This window comes from Micromonospora sp. CA-269861, assembly GCF_050948505.1.
Taxonomy (GTDB): Bacteria; Actinomycetota; Actinomycetes; order Mycobacteriales; family Micromonosporaceae; genus Micromonospora.
Window position 1 is genome coordinate 5,865,674 of sequence record NZ_CP192014.1, and the last position, 19,653, is coordinate 5,885,326.

Here is a 19,653-nt window from a genome sequence, read left to right on the forward strand (position 1 = left end):
TTGCAGCGAGGGAGTGACATGAGCGAACCGGTCAGTCAGGCACGACGTGCCCTGAACGAGACACCAGCTGACCGGCTCGTCGGTGGTATCGGGGATGTGGTCGCCCGGTCGTACGGGATCACCGACGTCGAGCTCTACCAGGTCGACTACCGGCTCGCGGAGCTGTTGCCACTCACCGAGGGTGACTCGATCACCAGCCCGGGGCACCCGGCCTGGCGCGCCTTCGACCACCAGTCGCCGATACTGACCGATGGCACCGCCTGGTTGCCGGTGACCATGCGCGGCGAGCGTCGCGGGGTGCTGCACCTGTCGCCCGTTCCGGACGACCGGGAGGTCGTGGCCGCGCTGGCCGAGATCGCCACCGCGCTCGCCCACGAGGTGGCGGCGGTATCCGCCGGCACCGACGTCTACCGGGCGGCCCGGCGCACCCAACGCCTCACCCTGGCCGCCGAGATGCAGTGGGACCTGCTCCCCGGCCGCAGCCGGATCCGCCCCTCGTTCAGCCTGGCCGGGCAGTTGGAGCCGGCGTACGCGGTGCGCGGCGACAGCTTCGACTGGTCCGACGACGGGGAACGGCTCTGGTTGTCGACAATCAACGGCACCGGTGAGGGCGTGGCCGCGTCCCTGCTCACCTCGCTGGCCACCCACGCGCTGCGCAACGCGCGTCGGGCCGGGCTGAGCCTGGCCGACCAGGCCGCCCTCGCCGATCAGGCGATCTACGACCTGTACCGGGGCGAGCAGCACCTCTCCGCGTTGCTGATGGAGCTGGATCTGCGCTCCGGGATGATGACGGTTGTGGACGCCGGGTCGCCCCGACTGGTCCTGCTCCGCGACGGGGACGTCGCCGAGCAGCCGTTGGAGGCGCAGTTCCCGCTGGGCATGTTCGAGGCGACCGACTACCACGAGCAGAAGTTCCCGCTGGAGCGCGGCGACCGGGTCTTCGTGGTCAGCGACGGGGTGGTCGAGGCCACCGGTCAGAACGTGCGCTACGGCGAGACGGCACTGGACCGGTTCCTGCGGCGGACCGGGCCGATGGCACCCCTGGACGCCGTCCGGTCACTGATCGGTGACCTGCGCGCGTTCGTGGCCGGTGACCTGGTCGACGACGCGGTGGTCGTCTGCCTGGACTGGACCGGTCCGCAGGCCTGACCGGTCCTCAGTACGCTCCGCGGCCGTTCAGCACCGCGCCGAAGGTCTTCCAGAGGATGGTGAGGTCGGCGGCGAGGGACCAGTTCTCCACGTAGTAGAGGTCGAGCCGGATGCCGTCCTCCCAGCTCAGGTCGGAGCGGCCACTGACCTGCCACAGGCCGGTCATACCGGGCTTGACCAGCAGCCGGCGGGCCACGTCGCCGTCGTAGCGGGCCACCTCGGAGGGCAACGGCGGGCGGGGCCCGACCAGGCTCATCTGACCCAGCAGCACGTTGACCAGTTGCGGCAGCTCGTCCAGTGACCATTTGCGCAGCAGCCGGCCGACGCGGGTCACCCGGGGGTCGTGGCGCATCTTGAACATCAGGCCGTCGGTCTCGTTGCGCGCGGTCAACTCGGCGAGCAACGCGTCCGCGTTCACCACCATGGTGCGGAACTTGAACACGCCGAACTCCTGGCCGCCCCGGCCGACGCGGACCTGTCGGAAGAGCACCGGCCCCCGGCTGTCCAGTTTGATGGCCAGGGCGATGAACGCGATCAGCGGCAGCAGCACCGCCAGCGCCAGCGACGAGACGGACCTGTCGACGAGACCCTTCACCAGCTTGCGGACCCCGCGGAACTCGGGCGCCTCGACGTGGATCAGCGGCAGGCCGGCGACCGGGCGGGTGTGGATCCGCGGGCCGGCGACGTCGGTCAGCGCGGGTGCCACGACCAGGTCGACGCCGGTCCCCTCCAACTGCCAGCCGAGGCGGCGCAACCGGGCCGCGGTCAGCTCACCGGAGGCGGTCACCGCGACAGTGTCCGCGCCGATCGCGGTGGCGGCCTCCGGGATGCCCCGGAACGACCCCACCACCGGCACGTCACCCAACCGCTGTGCCACCGGCGCGAGCAGCGCGTCCGGGATGCAGGCGCCCACCACCTGGTAGCCGGCGTACGGCTCGCGGCGCAGCGTGTGGACCAACTCCAACACGTGGGCGGTGTCGCCGACCACCAGCACCTTGCGGGACCAGCCGCTGCCGAGCGAGCGGGCCCGGTGCAGCCGCTTGCGGGCGGCGAACCGCGCCACCTCCAGCCCAACGGTGCCCACCGCGAAGGAGATGCCCAGGAAGCCCCGGGAGACGCCGACGTCGGCGATGTAGCCGATGATGGCGATCGCCCCGGCCAGGCGCAGGCTGGCGGAGCTGACCCGCCGGTACTCGTCCGCCCCGTAGCCGATCACCCGGTCGTCGTAGCAGCCGAGCGCCTTGAGGGAGATCAGCCAGGCCAGCACCAACCCGGGGGCGACCAGCACGTACGGGATCTCCGAGCCGGTGGGTTCACCGTCACCGAAACGGGTGACGTACCCGACCAACAGCGCGATGATGAGGATGGTGGTGTCCAGCACGACCAGGACCCGGACGTAGGACCGTTCGTCGGCGCGCGCCACCAGCCCGCCGCGTCGACCTTCCGGCTCCGCCGATGTGGCGGGGGTCAACAGTGTCGCCACGCTCACCGGCCCTCCCACTCTGTACAGGATGGCCCCGGCCGACGGGTCGGACCGGAGGCGGACCGACTATGCCGGAACAGTCGACATCCTGCCTTGACAACTATGACTGCCGATTGCTTCCGACGTATTGCCGTCACTTTTGTTCAACAACCTGGTGGCCGAAAAGGGGCCTGCCACACCGAATCGCCGGTACGGCAGGCCCCCTGGACGTCTGAGCGTCGGATCAGCGAGGCGCTGGCGGACGCCGCGCGATGGCGCTGAGGAAGATGCTGCCGATCTCGCTCGGGTCCTTGGTGACGAAGACGTCGCCACCGGTCACCTTGGTGATCGACTCCAGCTCCGCCTTGCTGACGCCCTCGCCGATACCGATCATGATGACCTGGACCGGTCGCTCCGGGTCGGCGAGCTGCTTGAGCTTGGCGAGCAGCTGCTGCTGGTTGAGGCCGTTGTCGTCCTCGTTCTTGCCATCGGTGAACAGCACGATCGAGTTGACCCGACCGGGCTGCCAGTTCTCCTGCACCGCCTGGTACGCGGCCGCCATCGTGTCGTAGAGGCCGGTGTCGCCGCTGGAGGGCTTGATGGTGGCGAGCGCGCCCTCCAACTGGGCCCGCTGGCCGGAGAGCGGCCCGATGGGGACCAACTCCCGGTAGTCCCGGTTGCCGACGAGTTTGGTGGAGAAGGTCCACAGACCGATCGACCAGGAGTCGTCGAAGAGGCCGAGGCCGCGGCGGGCCGCGTCGACAGTGACCTCTTCCCGGCTGCGGTTGTTGGCGCTCGGCACCTCGTCCTTCATCGAGCCGGAGACGTCGATGACGGCAAGCATCCGACCGGACTGGGTGGCGATCGACCAGCTGGAGACGACCCGCTGGATGGCGGCCGGGTCCAGGCCACCCGCGGCGGTGCCGCCGTTCGCCGGCGCGGTGGGCGCGCCGCCGGACGGGCTCGGAGCACCCTGCGGCGCCTTGAAGCCGTCGCCCCAGTTGCCGTCCGGCGCGCGCAGCGACTGCGCGGCGAGCCGGTTACGGAAGGTGGGGCTGGTGAGCAGCTCGAACAGCACCCGGGCCGCCGACGCCTTGCTCGGCTCGATGCCGGGCAGCACCGCGAACGGGTAGTCCAGCGGCATCGGCGCCGGCTCCATGTAGAGCGCGGCGAGCGGCACCGGCGGCTTCTTGCTGTTGTACGCGATCACGTCTTCTTCGGACAGGGCGGCCGCGCCGAGACCACTGGCGATGGACGTCGAGTCGTTGGCAGTCGGGAAGCGGGCCAGCAGGTCGTTGCGGAGCGAGGAGCGGCCGGTGGCCAGTGCGCGGAGCGCGCCGACGGTGTTGCGCTGGGCGTCGCCGCCGGCGCTGTTCGCGGCCGCGGTCAGCGAGAGCAGACCGGACAGGCCCGCCGCGTCGCGGGTCGGCTCGACGATCCCCGTCCGCAGCGGCGCGCTGGTGTTGTTGACCTGCTTGAGCAGGTCGGTCCAGTTGAACTTCTTGTCCGGCCAGCCCAGCCGGGTGGCGATCGGCTCGGGCATCGCGACGACGATCGGGCTGCGCGCGATGGACGCGCCGTTGGTCGGAGCGAACGCGGTCGCGTCCTTCTTCAACCGCAGCAGCCAGGTCGAGGAGTCGGGCACCCAGACATCCGGGCTGACGGCGGTGCCGCTGGCCTGCCCCACACCGGCCAGCACAGCGCCGTGCTTCGCAGCCACCACGGCCGCCACGTCGACCGGGTCGGACGCGGAGACGTCGACGCGGATGCAGGTCGGGCCTACCGCGGCACCGTCCTTGACCCACTGGGACGCAGCGGCGTCCACCGCTGGCGCGAGCTCGGAGGCGACCGCCACGGCGAGTCGGATCTCCCCCGAGCAGCTGGGTTGGATCAACTCCCGATAGCCGAACCACGCGCCCGTCGTCACGACGAGCACCCCCACCGTTGCGGCGGCGGCGGCTAGGTGGAGTTTTGAACGCATGCGATGGCGGCCTGCTGACACGGTGACCATCTTGCGTACTAGGTGCCGTCTCTGCCACATCCGTTCGGACTAAAGTTACGGAGGAGAAACAGTTGACCACCTTTTTGCAACACAGAGTGACGTAGCAGTCCCGTGGCGTTGCCGAATCAGTGCGGCACTCACGTCTCTAAACCATCGTTCAGGGCATTATGCACGTCGGGCTCGACACCGGCACCGGCTCGCCGACCGCCTCCGGTACGCCGGTCTCGGCGTCGCGCCGGAACACCCGCACCATGTCCGCCCGTTCGTCGGCGACGTAGAGGTGCTCCCCGATCAGTGCGAAGTGCCGAGGCCACTCGCCGCCGGTGTCCACTTCGGCCACCAGCTCGGGCAAATCCCCGGCCAGGGTGAAGACCGCCACGGTCCCCACACCACGGTTGGCGACGTAGAGGAACCGGCCGTCCGGGGCGACAGCGACCTCCGACGGCTGGACGTGCCCGGCCCGCTCACTCGCCTCGACCCGCCCACGCTGGTGCAACGCGCCGTCGTCGGTCAGCTCGTACGCGGTGACCGAGGCGTCCAGCTCACCGACGAGGTAGCAGCGCCGCCCGTCCGGGTGCCGGGCCAGGTGCCGGGGGCCGGTGCCGGGCGTCGTACGGATCCGAGGCGCACGTGGCACCAGTCGTCCGGTCGCGTCGTCCAGGTCGTACCGGTAGACCGAGTCGGTGCCGAGATCCACGGCGAGGATCGGCCCCCGGCCCGCCCCCGGCGAGACCATGTGCGCGTGGGCGTGGTCCTGGCGCTCGGGGTCGGGACCGTGCCCCTCGTGCACCACCAGGTCGGTGCGCTCGCCGGGCACGCCCTGCGGGTCGAGCGGGAAGACCGCGATGCTGCCGCTGCCGTAGTTGGCCGCCAGCAGGTGCTCGCCGCCGGGCAGCACCGCCAGGTGGCAGGGCTCGGCGCCGCCGGTCGACCGACGGCCGAGCGGGTCCAACGCGCCGTCCGCCCCGACCTGCCAGGCGCTGACCTCCCCGTCCGCCAGCTCGTTGACCGCGTAGAGCACCGGCTGGGTGGGGTGCCGGGCCAGGAAGGAGGGGGACGGGGTGACCGCCACCGTGCCGAGCGGGGTCAGCGCCCCGGTCGTCGGGTCGCGATGTGCCGCGACAATGCCGCTGCCCCGCCCACCGCTCTGCGCGGTGTAACCCCCGATGTGGACGACCTCACCCTGACCGCTCACGTCCAACTCCTCCGCCGGCATCCTTAGTGATCCAACCAGAGGCTGCCCGCGTTGCCCGCCCGTTAACCCGCTTTCCGGCCCGGATCTCAGGCCGCCGACACCGGCTCGCCGCGCTGTCGGGCGACGTGCTCCACCAGAGAGATCAACACCATCTTTCCGGACTGCCGGTCCCGGGCGTCGCAGAGCACCATCGGCACGTCCGGGTCCAGGTCGAGAGCTCGGCGTACGGTCTCCAGGTTGAATCGGCGGGAGTCGTCGAAACAGTTCACGCCCACCACGAACGGGATGCCGCGCTGCTCGAAGTAGTCGATGGAGGGGAAGCAGTCGGCCAGCCGCCGGGTGTCGGCGAGCACCACAGCCCCGAGCGCGCCGAAGGCAAGCTCGTCCCAGAGGAACCAGAACCGGTCCTGACCCGGCGTGCCGAACAGGTAGACCTGAAGGTCGTCGTTGATCGTGATCCGGCCGAAGTCCATCGCCACAGTGGTGGTGGACTTGCCCTCCACGCCGGAGATGTCGTCGGTGCCGATCCCGGCGCCGGTCAACACCTCCTCGGTCTGCAGGGGACGGACCTCGCTCAGGGCGCTCACCAAGGTCGTCTTGCCAGCACCGAAGCCTCCCGCGATGAGGATCTTCAGTGCCAGCGGGACGGTGGTGCTGGTGCCCACCTGGTCATAGCGCACGGAGTCCACTGACCACCGCCTTGAGGATGTCGTCGTCGGGAAGGATGCCGGCGGCCGGCGGCTCGTGCACCGCGACCAGGCCCTCGGCGAGAAGATCACCGAGCAGTACCCGGACCACGCCGACCGCGAGGTCCAGCTCGGCTGCCAATTCGGCCACCGACACCGGCCGGTGGGCCAGCGCGACCAGCCGTCGATGCTCCGGCAGCAGGCGCGGACAGCTCGCCGCGTCGACGTCCGGACCGGCCAACACGAACGCGACCAGGTTGAAATGATCGACGGCGGAGCGTACCCGGCCTCCGGTGAGCGTGTACGGGCGCATTACCGGGCCGGCTTCGCCGTCCAGCCACTCGTGCTGCGGCCCGGGCGGCTCAGTCCGCATCTCCGGCACCCGCTGCCGATCGGGCCGGCGCGGCGAGGCTCTCCCCCACCCGGATCACCAGCATCGCCATCTCGTACGCGACGAGCCCGATGTCCGCGTCGGCGTCGCTCACCACGGCCAGGCAGGCACCCTGCCCGGCGGTGGTGACGAAGAGGTACGCCGCCTCCATCTCCACCACTGTCTGCCGCACCGGGCCGCCGTCCACGTGCCGGCTGGCGCCCCGGGCGAGACTGGAGAAGCCGGCCGCGAGCGCACAGAGGTGCTCGGCGTCGGAGCGCTCCAACTCGGCCGAGCAGCCGAGCAGCAGGCCGTCGGCGGAGAGCACCACCGCCTCCCGGGCGGCCGGTACCCGTTGCACCAGCTCATCGAGCAACCAGTCGAGGCCGGCGCTCTGCTTCGTCGAATGCCGCACTAGGCGTCCCTCTCAGTCGCGGTCGGTGGTTCGGCTGTCGTCGGCGGTTCGGCTGTCGTCGGCGGGTCGGTGGGGGCCACCGGAACCGCCGGACCGGTCGGTGCCGTCGAACCCGCCGGTGCCGTCGAACCCGTCGGTGCCGGCGGGGTGGTGATGGCGGTGGCGCGTCCGCGCGCCGTGCCGGCCTGTAGCGCCGCCATGACCTGGCGGACCTCCTCCGGCGAGCGGGGCGACGGCGTGTCGGTGACCGTCGACCGGGGCTGGGCGGCGGGGGTGCGGCGTCGCACCCGGCGGGGCAGGCCATCCAGCTCGTCGGCCGGCTCGTCGGAGGCCGCCGCCCTCGTCGCGCCCGTGGTCGGGCGGGGTGGTCGAGGTCGGTGCTCCGGTGGGCGGGGCGGGTGGGGCCGTGCTGGCGGACGGGGCCGTCGGTGGGCGGGTACGGGGGCGGGTCACGGTGCCGCGACGCGCCGTCCGGGCCAGCCGCCGGCTCGGGTCGGCCGACGCGGTGCCGAGCGTGGCAGGGTCGGGGCCGGCCGGCGGCTCGGTGGTGACCAGGTCGCCGGGGACCAGCACGACGGCTGTCACACCGCCCTCCCCTGAGGGGCGCAAGCGCACCCGCACGCCGTGGCGGGCTGCCAGCCGGGCCACCACGAACAGGCCGAGTCGGGCGCTCTGCGCCGGGTCGAACTCGGGCGAGCTGGCCAGCCGGGTGTTGGCGGTCTCCAGCGCCGCGACGGACATGCCCAGACCCTGATCGGTGATCTCCAGGGCGTACCCGTTGGCCACCTGCGCCCCGGTGACGGTGACCCGGGTGTCCGGTGGGGAGAAGGCTGTGGCGTTCTCGACCAGCTCGGCGAGGAGGTGGATGACGTCGCCGACCGCCCGCCCCAGCACGCCGACCGGCTGCACGGCGGTGACGTCCACCCGCTCGTACGCCTCGACCTCGGAGATCGCGCCGCGGATCAGGTCGACCATCGCGACCGGGTTGCGCCAACCCCGGCCGGGTGCGGAGCCGGCGAGGATGACCAGGTCCTCGGCGTGCCGACGGAGTCGGGTGGCCAGGTGGTCGACCTGGAACAGCTCGGCCAGCTCGTCCGGGTCCTCGCTGCGCCGCTCCATCCGGTCCAGCAGGTGCAGCTGACGATGCACCAGGCTCTGGCTGCGCCGGGCGATGTTGAGGAAGACCTCGTTGAGCCCGCGACGCAGGGTGACCTCGTCCACCGCGGCCTGGACGGCGGTGCGCTGCACCTCGGTGAAGGCACGCCCGACCTCGCCGATCTCGTCGTGGCCGTACTCCAGCGGTGGTGCCTCCCGGGCCACGTCCACCTGCTCGCCACGACGCAGCCGGGTCACCACGTCGGGCAGCCGGTGCTCGGCCAGCTCCAGCGCCGCGGTGCGGACACCGCTGAGCCGCCGGACCAGGGTGCGGCCGACCCGAAGTGCCACCAGCACCGAGACGACCACCGCAATGAGCCCGAGCACGCCGGCGGCGGCCAGCCGCACCAGGATGCGGACCGCCATCGGCACCGAACGGTCGGTGAGAGCGTCGGCCTCGGACAGCTCGAAGTCCCGCAACTGCTGCTGCACCGCGTCCTGACTGGCCTGCCAGTCCGCCGCGTCGACCGACGGCCGACCGGACCGGTTGGGCACCACAAGCGCGTCCTGCAAGGTGCGCAGCCGGGTGAACGCCTCGCCCTCGGTCAACCGTTGGTACGCGACCCGGCTGGTCTCGGGCAGGTCGGCCACGGCGCTCTCGGTGAGCCACCGTTGATTGCCGATGGCCTGCACGAGCTGGGTGTGCTCGCCTTCGGCGAACCGTCCCGCGGTCAGCGCACCGGCCAGCAGCGCGTCGCTCTGGCCGAGCAGTTCCCGGGAGCGACCCAACGCGGTGAGCGCCAGCGCCTGCCGGTTGAGGTCCGGATCGCTCAGGGTCGCCATGCCGGCGAACGCCTGGAAGGCCGCGGCGACCATGCCGCTGTAGAGGCCGATGGCACCGGAACGGTCCACCTTGCGGTCGTCGATGAACTTCCGCCCGCTGGGTAGCGCCGCCAGGGCGGTGACCAGTTGGTCGACCCGACTCTCCAGCAGGTCGTCCGCGGCGTCGCGCAGGGGCTCCCCGTCCACCCGGCGGCGCAGTTCCGCGACCGCCCGATCGGTGCGCCCGCGCTGCTCGGCGAGCGCGGGCAGCTCCGTGCCGCCGGCGAGCTGCACCACCGAGAGCCGGCGTTCCCGTTGCAGCTCGGTGACCACTGTCTCGCCGGGGCGGCCCAGGTCGTACAGCAGGGTGCGGGCGGAGAGCAGGTTCAGGGCGGGACCGAAGGTCAGTGTGGTCGCGAAGATCCACAGCGCCAGGAGGGCGGTCACCGGCGCGACGACCAACGCGGTCAGCTTCGAGCGGATCGGCCAGTCGCGGGTTTTCATCAGACCTCGCCCGTGCAGGGTGGCAGGAGGGGTGCCGGCACCGCCGGGCAACGCGCCGACCGACTGCGCGCCCGGCTGCGTCGCCGGGCACCGGCGCGGGCGCCCTGGGCAGGATACGTAATCGACGGCCGTTGCACTACCGCCCGTCGCGCCGACATCGACGCTCCGGGATGTGCGCGGGGTGGGAACGGCGAACGCCCCGTCGGCGGACCGGCGGGGCGCTCGCGTGCGGTGGGAAGGCCGTCGTCGCAACTGTCGGCGGAGCCGGCGACGAACGTGCGGGATCAGGCGTGGTCGGCGATGCCGAGGCCCTCGGCGACCCGCCGACCATAGGCATCGTCGCACTGGCTGAAGTGCCAGACCATCTTCTCCTGGATGTGCTTGTCGCACTGACCCAACAGGTTGACCAGGTTCTTCACCAGGTCGTCGCGCTCCCACTGGGGCATGGTGCGGAAGCGCTCACCGGCCTGGGCGTAGTTGTTCTGCCGCTCGATCGGCGCCCGCATGGCCTGCCCGGAGACGAACGGCCGGTACTCCCGGTACGACTCGTCGGCCTGGTCGAGACCGGCCACCGAGGACGGCTCGAAGTTGATGTGCGGGTTGCCGGCCCGGTTGTCCACCCCGTACGACATCTGGCCGCCGTCCTGGTTGGTGTTGACCTGGACGTCCTCACGCGGCGCGTTGATCGGTAGTTGGAGGTAGTTCGGGCCGACCCGGTAGCGCTGGGTGTCCGAGTAGGAGAACGTCCGGCCGACAAGCATCTTGTCGTCGGAGAAGTCCAGGCCGTCGACGAGCACACCGGTGCCGAAGGCGATCTGCTCGTTCTCGTTGTGGACGTTGCTCACGTTGCGGTTGAGCGTCAGCATGCCGACCGGGCGCAGCGGGAACGCGTCCTCCGGCCACGTCTTGGTGTCGTCCAGCGGGTCGAAGTCCAGCTCCGGGTGCTCGTCGTCGCTCATGATCTGGACGTGCAGCTCCCAGCGGGGGTACTCGCCGCGCGCGATGGCCTCGTAGAGGTCCTTGGAGGCGTGGCCCAACTCGCTCGCCTGGATGGCCGCGGCCTGCTCCTCGGTCAGCGACTCGATGCCCTGCTGCGACTTCCAGTGGTACTTGACCAGCACTCCCTCGCCGGCGGCGTTGACCATCCGGTAGGTGTTCACACCGAAGCCGTCCTGCGTCCGGTAGTTGGCCGGGATGCCCCGTGGGCTGAACAGCCAGGTCAGCATGTGCATCGACTCGGGGGTGTTGGACATGAAGTCGAAGATCCGGTTCGGCTCCTGTCGGAAGGTCACCGGGTCCGGCTTCAGCGAGTGGATGACGTCGGGGAACTTGATCGCGTCTCGGATGAAGAAGACCGGCAGGTTGTTGCCGACCAGGTCCCAGTTGCCGTCCTCGGTGCGGAACTTCACGGCGAAGCCACGTGGGTCGCGGGTGGCCTCGGAGGAGTCCCGGCCGCCGATGACCGTGGAGAAGCGCAGGCTCACCGGCGTCCTGCGGCCTTTGACCTGGAACAGCTTGGCCCGGGTGTACGTCGCGGCCGGCTCGTCGCCGATGGTCCCGTACGCCTCGAACTCGCCGTGTGCGACGAACCCACGCGCGTGCACCACCCGCTCCGGGATCCGCTCCCGGTCGAAATGGCTGATCTTCTCCAGAAAGTGGTAGTTCTCCAGAGTGGCGGGGCCGCGCGAGCCGACCGTCCGCTGCTGCTGGTTGTTGTGCACGGGGTGACCCTGCCGGGTGGTGAGGATCGGCTTGCTGGCCTGTGGGTGCATCACACCACCCAAGCGCCTTCTCTGGAATGAGTCAAGTTTTGGTGGGGCAGTCGTGCCCTCGTCAGGAAAGTCTCTCGGATCGGGATTGGCGATCACTGCGGGGAGGGAATACCAGATGACGAAGGAGGAGCCCATGTCGCCCACGCAGATAATCGTCATCGTGCTCGTCGTGCTGGTGATCGTCGCGGTGCTGGCCGTGGCCGCCCGCTCGCTCAACAGCCGTCGCTCGCTGCGCAACCGGTTCGGGCCGGAGTACGACCGGGTGGTGGCGGAACAGGACAGCCGGTCCGCCGCCGAGCGCGAACTGCGCGACCGGGAACGCCGGCATGCCGAGCTCACGCTCACCCCACTCAGCCCGGAGTCCCGGGCCCGTTACGCCGCGGCCTGGGAGGAACTCCAGGTCCGCTTCATCGACTCCCCCGGCGAGACCGTGGGCGACGCCGACGAACTGGTCACCCGGCTCATCGAGGAGCAGGGCTACCCGACCGGGGACTTCTCCGACCAGATCGCCCACCTCTCCGTCGAGCACGCCCGCACGCTCACCAACTACCGGGACGCGCACGAGATCCACCTGCGCAACTCCCGGGGCGAGGCCAACACCGAGGAGCTGCGGCAGGCGGTCGTGCACTACCGCGCACTCTTCGCCGACCTGCTGGGCGAGGAGCCGGTCGGCCACCGCACGCCCGAACAGCGCCACCACCCGGACCACGACGCCACGAGCCGCTGAGGAGGCCACCGATGCGCCAGGAAGAGCAGCAGGTGAGCAACGACCACCCGGAGGCCGTCCGGTCCGCGCCCGTGCCGGTACCCCCGGCCGGCGACCGGGCCGGTCGCTCCGACGTCCCTGAGGACGCCCTCGACGACCGGGGCACCTTCGACGACCAGACCGCCGCCCACGAGCGGACCGACGACACCGACCGGGATGCCGCGTACGACCCGGCCGACGACGAGTTGACCGACGACTCCGACCCGCGCCACCGGCGCGACGAAAGGTCCACCGACGAGGGCGGTTTCCACGAGCCGGGGCCGCTGCCCACGACGTTCGGCGCCACCACGGTGGCCGACGCGGTGGCCGCCTCCGCGCTGGCCAGCCCACGCCCGCAGGATCAGCCGGACCCCCGCGCCGAGCGGACCGCCCAGCCGGGCGACGGCGCCGAGGACGGCGAGCGGGAAGGCCTGCGCGCCGACCCCACCGCCGAGCTGCACCGCCGCCACCCGGACGACGACGACAGCGTGGTCGTCGACGACCGCACCGACGCCGACGACCGTCCCGAGGCTGACGACAGCACCGACTTCGACGACCGCACCGACGCGGACACGTCCGCGCGGACCGTCGTCCCGCCGGGGAGCACGGACGGCGACCCCGAGCGGCGCGCCGATCTGACCGGCGACCGGGACGCCGCCACGGCGGGCGCGGCCGGCTACGGCAGCGCGACACCGGAGATGGTCGACCCGGACGCCGACGGCGAGCCGGCCCCCGGCGACGACACCAGCCCCACGCTGGAGTCCGCCGGAACATCCCTACCCGCCGGGTCGACGGTCGCGGCCGCACCGGCCACGCTCCTCGACGCGGACGCCGCGCAGGGCTTCCGGGACCGCTGGCGGGACGTGCAGCTGCGTTTCGTCGACGACCCGCAGGCGGCGGCCGGTGAGGCGCAGTCGCTGGTGGAGGAGGCCATCCAGGCCCTCTCCTCGGCGCTGGCCGCGCAGAAGACCACGCTGGGCGGGTGGCAGGACGCCGGCTCGGCCGACACCGAGCAACTGCGGATGGCGGTCCGCAACTACCGGGACTTCCTGGACCGCGTACTCGGTCGCTGAATCACCCCGACCACCAACTGGCGCCCCGGCCGCGACGGCCGGGGCGCCAGCTTGTGCGCTGACCGCCGTCGCGCGCGCGATACCGCCCGACCGGGCCTGAACGAGGCGGTCTCCCCCTTCGGGAGTGAAACCGCGCGGACGGGGTAATAGGGCGCGCGCAGCAACCAGCGCGGACGTCGGGACGAGGGGTGACGGGATGGACGGCGGCGGTCTTCGGCTCAACATGAACGGGCTGGACTACCTGATTCTGGCGCTGTACTTCGTCACCGTCCTCGGGGTCGGCTTCGCCGCACGCCGGGCGATCCGGACCAGCGTCGACTTCTTCCTCTCCGGCCGGTCGCTGCCGGCCTGGGTGACCGGTCTCGCCTTCGTCTCGGCGAACCTGGGCGCGCTGGAGATCATCGGGATGGCCGCGAACGGGGCCCAGTACGGCGTGATGACGCTGCACTACTACTGGATCGGCGCGGTCCCGGCGATGGTCTTCCTGGGCATCGTGATGATGCCCTTCTACTACGGCTCCAAGGTCCGCAGCGTGCCCGAGTACCTGCGGCTGCGGTTCAACCGCCCCACCCACCTGCTGAACGCGCTCAGCTTCGCCGTCGCCCAGGTGCTGATCGCCGGGGTGAACCTCTACGCGCTGGCCCTGGTCATGCAGGCGCTGCTCGGCTGGCCGCTCTGGACGGCGGTCGTGGTCGGCGCGGCGATCGTGCTGGCGTACATCACCATCGGCGGCCTGTCCGGGGCGATCTACAACGAGGTGCTCCAGTTCTTCGTCATCCTGGCCGGTCTCATCCCGGTCACCGTGATCGGCCTGGTCAAGGTCGGCGGGTGGAACGGCCTGATGGACTCGGTCCGCGACACCAAACTCGGCGAGGCCGGCCTGCACGCGTGGCAGGACACCGGCAGCACTGCCAACCCGCTCGGCGCGCACTGGATCGGCATCGTCTTCGGCCTCGGCTTCGTGCTGTCGTTCGGCTACTGGACGACGAACTTCGCCGAGGTGCAGCGCGCCCTGTCGGCCAAGAACATGAGCGCCGCGCGGCGTACGCCGATCATCGCCGCGTACCCGAAGCTGTTCATTCCCCTGGTCACGGTCATTCCCGGCCTGGTGGCCCTGGTCACTGTGAAGGGGCTCGGCGCGGAGAGCGGCGACCTGCAGTACAACAACGCGATCCCGCTGCTGATGCGCGACCTGCTGCCCAACGGCGTGCTCGGGGTGGCGGTCACCGGCCTGCTCGCCTCGTTCATGGCCGGCATGGCGGCCAACGTGAGCGGCTTCAACACTGTCTTTACCTACGACATCTGGCAGGCGTACATCCGTCCCGGCCGGTCCGACGACTACTACCTGCGGATCGGCAGGTGGGCGACTGTCGGCGCGGTGGTGATCGGAATCGGCACCGCGTTCATCGCGGCCGGCTTCAGCAACATCATGAACTACATCCAGGCGCTCTTCTCGCTGTTCAACGCGCCGCTGTTCGCCACGTTCATCATCGGCATGTTCTGGAAGCGGATGAGCGCGCTGGCCGGCTTCTGGTCACTGTTGCTGGGCACTCTGGCGTCGCTGGCCACGTATCTGCTGTACAAGGGCGGTGTGATCGGCTTCAACTCCGACCTGGAGGAGAGCTTCTGGGGCGCCGGCATCGCGTTCGTCACGGTGGCGGTCGTCGCCGTGATCCTCACCCCGCTCACCGCGCCCAAGCGCGACGAGGAGTTGCGCGGGCTGGTGTACGGCATGGGCGGCGTCGACCTGAAGGGCGACGTGCTCGCCGGGGATGCCGTCTGGTACCGCTCCCCGGTGCTGCTCGGTCTGATCGCGGTCGCGCTGGCCGCCCTCTTCTACATCCCGGTCTTCTGAGGAAAGGGGTCGGCAGATGAGCAACGACGGCCAGCCGGCACAGGACCCACTGATCGACGAGACGCAGGCGGAGCAGCGGCGCTCCGCCGCGGCCCGACTGTTCGACATCCGCCGGGTGATCGGTGGCCTCTTCGTCGCGTACGGGATCATCGTGACGCTGATCGGCATCTTCGACAGCCGGGCCGAGATCGACAAGGCCGAAGGCGTACGGATCAACCTGTGGGCCGGGCTGACGATGCTCGTGTTCGGCCTGCTCATGCTGCTCTGGCAGTGGTTGCGCCCGGCAGAACCGCCGGCCCCCAACGAGCAGCAGCCCGGCGCCTGACCGCCGGGGCTGCCCGGCCCGACCGTACGCCCTCCGCACGGCCCGGCGCATGATCGCCGGGCCGTGCGGCATGAGCGCGGCACGAGGGGGTACGCGAGGAAACCAGGCACGGTGTCGGACACAGGAGGCAGCGCCATGACCGATCGCGATCGCCAACGGCCGTTGGAGGACAGCCCCGAAGTGGCCTCGGCGGTGGATGACGACGCCACAGTGCCGCAGCTGCGGACCGGAGGTGGCCCCGACCGGGACACGCCAGGCTTCGCCGAACCCCGCAGCCGACCCGCCGACCTCGCACCCGACACCGACGAGTTGATCGGCGACCCGTACGCCGCCGGCACCGGGGCGACCGGGACGGGCACCGGCGCAGGCGGGGACAACATCCGAACCGGCGGCGAACAGCCCTGGGAGCCGGAGGACCTGGTGATGGCCCGCGGCCAGGACCTGACGCCGGAGAACCTGGACAAGGCCCGTCGTGACCTGGCCGAGCAGGGCCGGGCGGCGATCGAGCGCACGGTGCCCTGATCGGGCCCGCAAAGAGGGGTCCCCGGCCCGACCTGTGACGGTCGAGCCGGGGACCCCGGGGGGAACCTGCTGCCAACAGTGCCTCACCAACCACTGGCAGCGGGTTGGTGCGTGAGCTACCCGATCAGAGCGCCGGGTACGCGTTGCGCATGAGCTCCTGGAACTGGGCCGAGAACCACGCACCGGAGATCGGCGCGTTGGGCAGCGCACCCGATGCGTTGTTGCCGTTGCGGGCGTTGCCGCCGTACGTCGGGTCGCACATCCGGTCGAAGCCCTTGCCCTCGTTGTTCGGGATCTCCTTGCTGGAGCCGTCCGACTCACCCGGAGGCTTCACCCAGACGTAGGCGTCGATGCCGGTCTCCGGGTTGGCCCGGGGCCGCTCGCCGAGGCCGGCGCCGGACTGGTTGCACCAGTTGCCGAGGTGGATCCGGCGGTCGACGCGACCCCCGTTGACGTAGGTGTCCACGCTGGTCGTCGCGCCCGGCCCGGTGGGCCGCGCGGAGCCACCCCAACCGTTGCGGGAGGTGTCGATCAACATGCCGATGTTGGAGTTGAAGCCGACCGAGACCAGCTTGGTGCGGAACGCCTGGGCGAAGGACAGCTCGTCGACGTAGAAGTTCCAGTCGACCCACTTGGACTGCCGCACCGACTGGCCGTTCACGTTGTCGGTGACCTTGAAGTACGGCTCGCGCAGCGCCGAGTAGTTCGCCGTGTTGACGATGAACCCGTGCACGTGGTTGACAGTGCTGCCAGAGGCGCCGGCGGCGGTCCGCAGGATGTCGGCGGTCGGGCCGAAGTTGGAGTCCCAGCCGAGCCAGCCGTGGTGACCGGCGTCGATGTAGTTGTAGACGTTGCCGAGCGAGCCCAGCTTGGCCAGGGCGTAGCCGACACCGTTGACGTACGCGCCGTTGGCCTTGACCGTGTCGCACATCGCCGTACCGCCGGCCTGCCCGGACGTGTTGGTGACCAGGTTCGGCAGCGAGTCGATCTCGATGATGTTGATGATCCGCAGGCTGCTGTACTTCGACTCACCCTGGATAGCGGCGATCGGGTCGATGTACTGGGCCTTGTACTTCGGCAGCTCGTCCGGGCCCAGCTCACCGTTGGAGGCGAGCGCGGCGCAGTCCCGGCCGGGCAGGTTGTAGATCACGAACTGGATGTAACCGGCGCCCTGGCGCAGCGCCTCGTCCAGGTGGTCCCGCACCCCGAAGGCGCCGTTGGAGCTGCTGTCCGGCGTGCCGTTGATCGCGGCGATCCGGTCCAGCCAGACGGCGGTGGGGTTGCTGGAGACCCGACTTCCGCCGGCCTCGGCGTCCGCCTTGGCCTTCCACTCCGGGTTCACGTAACCGCGCGCCCCGGCGTACGGGTTGTCGACCTTGGTGCCGGGCGGCGGCGTGGTGGGCGGCGGGGTCGTGGGCGGCGGGGTGGTGGGCGGCGGGGTCGTCGGCGGGGGCGTGGTGGGCGGGGGCGTCGTCGGCGGGGTGGTGCCACCGTTGCAGACCACGCCGTTCAGGGTGAACGAGGTCGGCTTCGGGTTGCTGCCGCTCCACGCGCCGTTGAAGCCGATGCTCGTCGACGCGCCGGTGGCCAGGGTGCCGTTGTAGGACAGGCTCTGGGCGGTGACCTGGCTGCCGGACTGGGTGAACGTGGCCGACCAGCCCTGCTGCACCCGCTGGCTGGAGTTGGGGAAGGTCCAGCCCAGCGTCCAGCCGTTCAGCGGGTCGCCGACGTTCTTGATGGTGACGCTCGCGGTGAACCCGCCGGGCCAGTCGTTGCTCGTGTACGCGATGTCGCACTGCGTCGCGGCCTGCGCCGCGGTAACCGGAATCGTGACGAGCCCACCGGCGACCAGGGCACCCGCGCCGGCGAGCGCGAGGGCCCGGCGTGGGCCGGTTAGCCTTCTCCACACATTCATGCCACTGATCTCCTTGGGCGAGACCGGGCCCACGTACGGCCCGGCGAGACGGCCCGATGGGCGTCCTGCACGGACGGCCGTCGGCGCCAACGGGATTCTTTGGGGGGCGCCCGACCCGGACGGGCGATGGTGGTGGTGGTGCCCGGCCGATGCGTCGGCCGGTTGATCGGCGGCGGGATGTCGCCCGGTGAACCGGGTGCCCTCGACTCCCCTGCCTGCGCGGTGTGGCTCTCAGAACCGCGTTCGCCGATTCTTGCATGGGAGCGCTTCCATGGCAATGGCTCGATGTGTTGCCGGAGCCGTTTCGGACGATACCCCCGACTGCGGTCCGAGCGACGCGTACCAACCCGGAGCCGTCGCCAACGGATGACCGACGCCGGCCGGGCATGGCCAGCACAGAACACCGTGCCGCGCTCAGACGGATGCGCGACGCCTGACACGACGCTCAGTGTGGCGAAAGCCGCGTAGCACCCCTTCACCTCTTACTTGGATCAAAGGTCAAAACGCGAATCTTTCACTTCATAAGTCATGAAACGGTCTAACGTCGGTCTTAGCTCGGTTGTCGCCGGGCTCAGGACAACAGGGATGGAGTGACGCAGGTCATGGCTAAGAAGATGCTCGGGAAGGTCGTTGCGGGCGCCGCGCTCGGCGGCGCGTCGCTCCTGGTGTTCGCACCGGGGATCGCGTTCGCCGACGGCCACGACGACGGCAAGGTCTACGCCAAGCCGCACGTCGTCAAGGCTGGCGACGAGGTCAAGCTCCTCGAGATCTGCCCGGAGCGGCAGGAGCACGCGTACGTGTGGTCCAAGGTCACCGGCAAGGTCAAGCTCAAGCCGGCGGATGAGGACCGAGGCGAGGACCGCGAGTGGAGCAAGGAGGAGAACTCCTCCGACCACGACAAGGGCAAGGACGAGCACGGCAAGGACGAGAACGGCAAGGACCACGAAGGCAAGGACGAGAACGGCAAGGACGAGCACGGCAAGGACGACAAGGGCAAGGACGAGAACGGCAAGGGCGGCCAGGGTGGCGGCGCTGCCGCTGACGCCTACGGCGACGAGGGCAGCAAGGACTGGAAGGGCGAGGAGCACGGCCAGGACGCTGACGACAGCCGTGACAAGAAGGACTGGGACTCCAAGGACGAGGACAAGAAGGACTGGGAGTCCAAGGACGAGCACGGCTCCGAGTACGGCTCGGACAACGGCTCGGACAAGGGCTGGGAGTCCAAGGAGGAGCACGGCTCCGAGTACGGCTCGGACAACGGCTCCGACAAGGGCTGGGAGTCCAAGGACGAGCACGGCTCGGAATACGGCTCGGACAACGGCTCCGACAAGGGCTGGGAGAACAAGGACGAGCACGGCTCGGAATACGGCTCGGACAAGGGCTGGGAGTCCAAGGACGAGCACGGCTCCGAGTACGGCTCCGACAACGGCTCCGACAAGGGCTGGGAGAACAAGGACGAGCACGGCTCGGACGAGCGTGACTGGGACAAGGAGCGCGAGTTCGTCTACTACGGCGAAGCCAAGGTCGACAAGGACGCCAAGCCGGGTCGCTACGAGCTCAAGGGCTCCTGCGGCGAGGGCGAGCTCGTCGTGCTGCCGCACGGCGGTGTCGACGGTGGTGACGGCGGCGTCAGCACCGGCACCGACCGGGGTCTGGCCACCGGCGGGGCGGGCCTGCTCGGCGCTGCCGCGCTGGGCGGGATCGTGCTGATGCGTCGTCGGCGGACCGATGGTTCGCTCGTCTGAC

At 70.5% G+C, this 19,653-nt stretch carries 15 protein-coding genes and 1 pseudogene; 7 read left to right on the forward strand and 9 right to left on the reverse strand.

The window, feature by feature from the left end:
- Positions 1-18: 18 nt before the first annotated feature.
- Positions 19-1,149 (forward strand): PP2C family protein-serine/threonine phosphatase, encoded by a 1,131-nt coding sequence (locus ACQP0U_RS26880; protein ID WP_433312283.1) that lies wholly within the window; start codon positions 19-21, stop codon positions 1,147-1,149.
- Between the two features lie 7 nt (positions 1,150-1,156).
- Here the strand turns inward: ACQP0U_RS26880 and ACQP0U_RS26885 are convergent, their stop codons facing one another.
- The 8 genes and pseudogenes from ACQP0U_RS26885 to ACQP0U_RS26920 all read right to left on the reverse strand — a co-directional run bounded on the left by ACQP0U_RS26885 (position 1,157) and on the right by ACQP0U_RS26920 (position 11,472).
- On the reverse strand, positions 1,157-2,638 hold the full coding sequence (locus ACQP0U_RS26885) for a sugar transferase (RefSeq protein ID WP_433312286.1): 1,482 nt from the start codon (positions 2,636-2,638) through the stop codon (positions 1,157-1,159).
- 217 nt (positions 2,639-2,855) lie between these two features.
- Entirely contained in the window at positions 2,856-4,613 is a 1,758-nt protein-coding gene (locus ACQP0U_RS26890) for a substrate-binding domain-containing protein (RefSeq protein ID WP_433312289.1), read from the reverse strand.
- A 157-nt stretch (positions 4,614-4,770) separates the two neighbouring features.
- Entirely contained in the window at positions 4,771-5,808 is a 1,038-nt protein-coding gene (locus ACQP0U_RS26895) for a lactonase family protein (protein WP_433312292.1), read from the reverse strand.
- Between the two features lie 86 nt (positions 5,809-5,894).
- A complete protein-coding gene (locus ACQP0U_RS26900) occupies positions 5,895-6,497 on the reverse strand; it encodes a GTP-binding protein (RefSeq protein WP_433312295.1) in 603 nt (200 codons plus the stop codon).
- Positions 6,478-6,867, reverse strand: coding sequence for a DUF742 domain-containing protein (locus ACQP0U_RS26905; RefSeq protein ID WP_433312298.1), 390 nt, complete (start codon positions 6,865-6,867; stop codon positions 6,478-6,480). The genes ACQP0U_RS26900 and ACQP0U_RS26905 overlap by 20 nt, the downstream gene beginning before the upstream one ends.
- Positions 6,857-7,279 (reverse strand): roadblock/LC7 domain-containing protein, encoded by a 423-nt coding sequence (locus ACQP0U_RS26910; protein WP_350858603.1) that lies wholly within the window; start codon positions 7,277-7,279, stop codon positions 6,857-6,859. The genes ACQP0U_RS26905 and ACQP0U_RS26910 overlap by 11 nt, the downstream gene beginning before the upstream one ends.
- Positions 7,279-9,700: pseudogene (locus ACQP0U_RS26915) on the reverse strand (nitrate- and nitrite sensing domain-containing protein). Before ACQP0U_RS26915 ends, ACQP0U_RS26910 begins: the two are co-directional and overlap by 1 nt.
- Positions 9,701-9,984: 284 nt before the next feature.
- Positions 9,985-11,472: a catalase gene (locus ACQP0U_RS26920; protein WP_433312301.1), complete on the reverse strand. Its 1,488-nt coding sequence runs from the start codon at positions 11,470-11,472 to the stop codon at positions 9,985-9,987.
- Between the two features lie 133 nt (positions 11,473-11,605).
- Between ACQP0U_RS26920 and ACQP0U_RS26925 the strand changes: the two genes are divergently transcribed.
- From ACQP0U_RS26925 to ACQP0U_RS26945, 5 genes are all read left to right on the forward strand, one after another.
- Positions 11,606-12,199, forward strand: coding sequence for a hypothetical protein (locus tag ACQP0U_RS26925; RefSeq protein ID WP_433312304.1), 594 nt, complete (start codon positions 11,606-11,608; stop codon positions 12,197-12,199).
- Between the two features lie 11 nt (positions 12,200-12,210).
- Positions 12,211-13,290 carry a hypothetical protein gene (locus ACQP0U_RS26930; protein ID WP_433312307.1) on the forward strand — a complete coding sequence of 360 codons (1,080 nt, stop codon included), beginning with the start codon at positions 12,211-12,213 and terminating at the stop codon, positions 13,288-13,290.
- A gap of 196 nt (positions 13,291-13,486) precedes the next feature.
- Positions 13,487-15,145 carry a sodium:solute symporter family protein gene (locus ACQP0U_RS26935; protein ID WP_433312310.1) on the forward strand — a complete coding sequence of 553 codons (1,659 nt, stop codon included), beginning with the start codon at positions 13,487-13,489 and terminating at the stop codon, positions 15,143-15,145.
- 16 nt (positions 15,146-15,161) lie between these two features.
- Positions 15,162-15,470, forward strand: coding sequence for a hypothetical protein (locus ACQP0U_RS26940; protein ID WP_433312313.1), 309 nt, complete (start codon positions 15,162-15,164; stop codon positions 15,468-15,470).
- Positions 15,471-15,605: 135 nt separating this feature from the next.
- Positions 15,606-15,992 (forward strand): hypothetical protein, encoded by a 387-nt coding sequence (locus tag ACQP0U_RS26945; RefSeq protein ID WP_433312315.1) that lies wholly within the window; start codon positions 15,606-15,608, stop codon positions 15,990-15,992.
- A gap of 124 nt (positions 15,993-16,116) precedes the next feature.
- Here ACQP0U_RS26945 and ACQP0U_RS26950 read toward each other — a convergent pair whose 3' ends face one another.
- Positions 16,117-17,907: a glycoside hydrolase family 6 protein gene (locus ACQP0U_RS26950; RefSeq protein WP_433312318.1), complete on the reverse strand. Its 1,791-nt coding sequence runs from the start codon at positions 17,905-17,907 to the stop codon at positions 16,117-16,119.
- A 602-nt stretch (positions 17,908-18,509) separates the two neighbouring features.
- Here ACQP0U_RS26950 and ACQP0U_RS26955 point away from each other — a divergent pair.
- The gene (locus ACQP0U_RS26955; protein WP_433312321.1) at positions 18,510-19,652 is read left to right on the forward strand and encodes a hypothetical protein; all 1,143 of its coding nucleotides are present in this window, start codon (positions 18,510-18,512) and stop codon (positions 19,650-19,652) included.
- Position 19,653 lies beyond the last annotated feature (1 nt).

Coding starts and splice junctions, on each gene's coding strand:
- ACQP0U_RS26905 (WP_433312298.1), bottom strand. CDS start 6,867: ATGCGGACTGAGCCGCCCGGGCCGCAGCACGAGTGGCTGGACGGCGAA.
- ACQP0U_RS26920 (WP_433312301.1), bottom strand. CDS start 11,472: ATGCACCCACAGGCCAGCAAGCCGATCCTCACCACCCGGCAGGGTCAC.
- ACQP0U_RS26935 (WP_433312310.1), top strand. CDS start 13,487: ATGGACGGCGGCGGTCTTCGGCTCAACATGAACGGGCTGGACTACCTG.
- ACQP0U_RS26930 (WP_433312307.1), top strand. CDS start 12,211: ATGCGCCAGGAAGAGCAGCAGGTGAGCAACGACCACCCGGAGGCCGTC.
- ACQP0U_RS26945 (WP_433312315.1), top strand. CDS start 15,606: ATGACCGATCGCGATCGCCAACGGCCGTTGGAGGACAGCCCCGAAGTG.
- ACQP0U_RS26955 (WP_433312321.1), top strand. CDS start 18,510: ATGGCTAAGAAGATGCTCGGGAAGGTCGTTGCGGGCGCCGCGCTCGGC.
- ACQP0U_RS26880 (WP_433312283.1), top strand. CDS start 19: ATGAGCGAACCGGTCAGTCAGGCACGACGTGCCCTGAACGAGACACCA.
- ACQP0U_RS26950 (WP_433312318.1), bottom strand. CDS start 17,907: ATGAATGTGTGGAGAAGGCTAACCGGCCCACGCCGGGCCCTCGCGCTC.
- ACQP0U_RS26925 (WP_433312304.1), top strand. CDS start 11,606: ATGTCGCCCACGCAGATAATCGTCATCGTGCTCGTCGTGCTGGTGATC.
- ACQP0U_RS26940 (WP_433312313.1), top strand. CDS start 15,162: ATGAGCAACGACGGCCAGCCGGCACAGGACCCACTGATCGACGAGACG.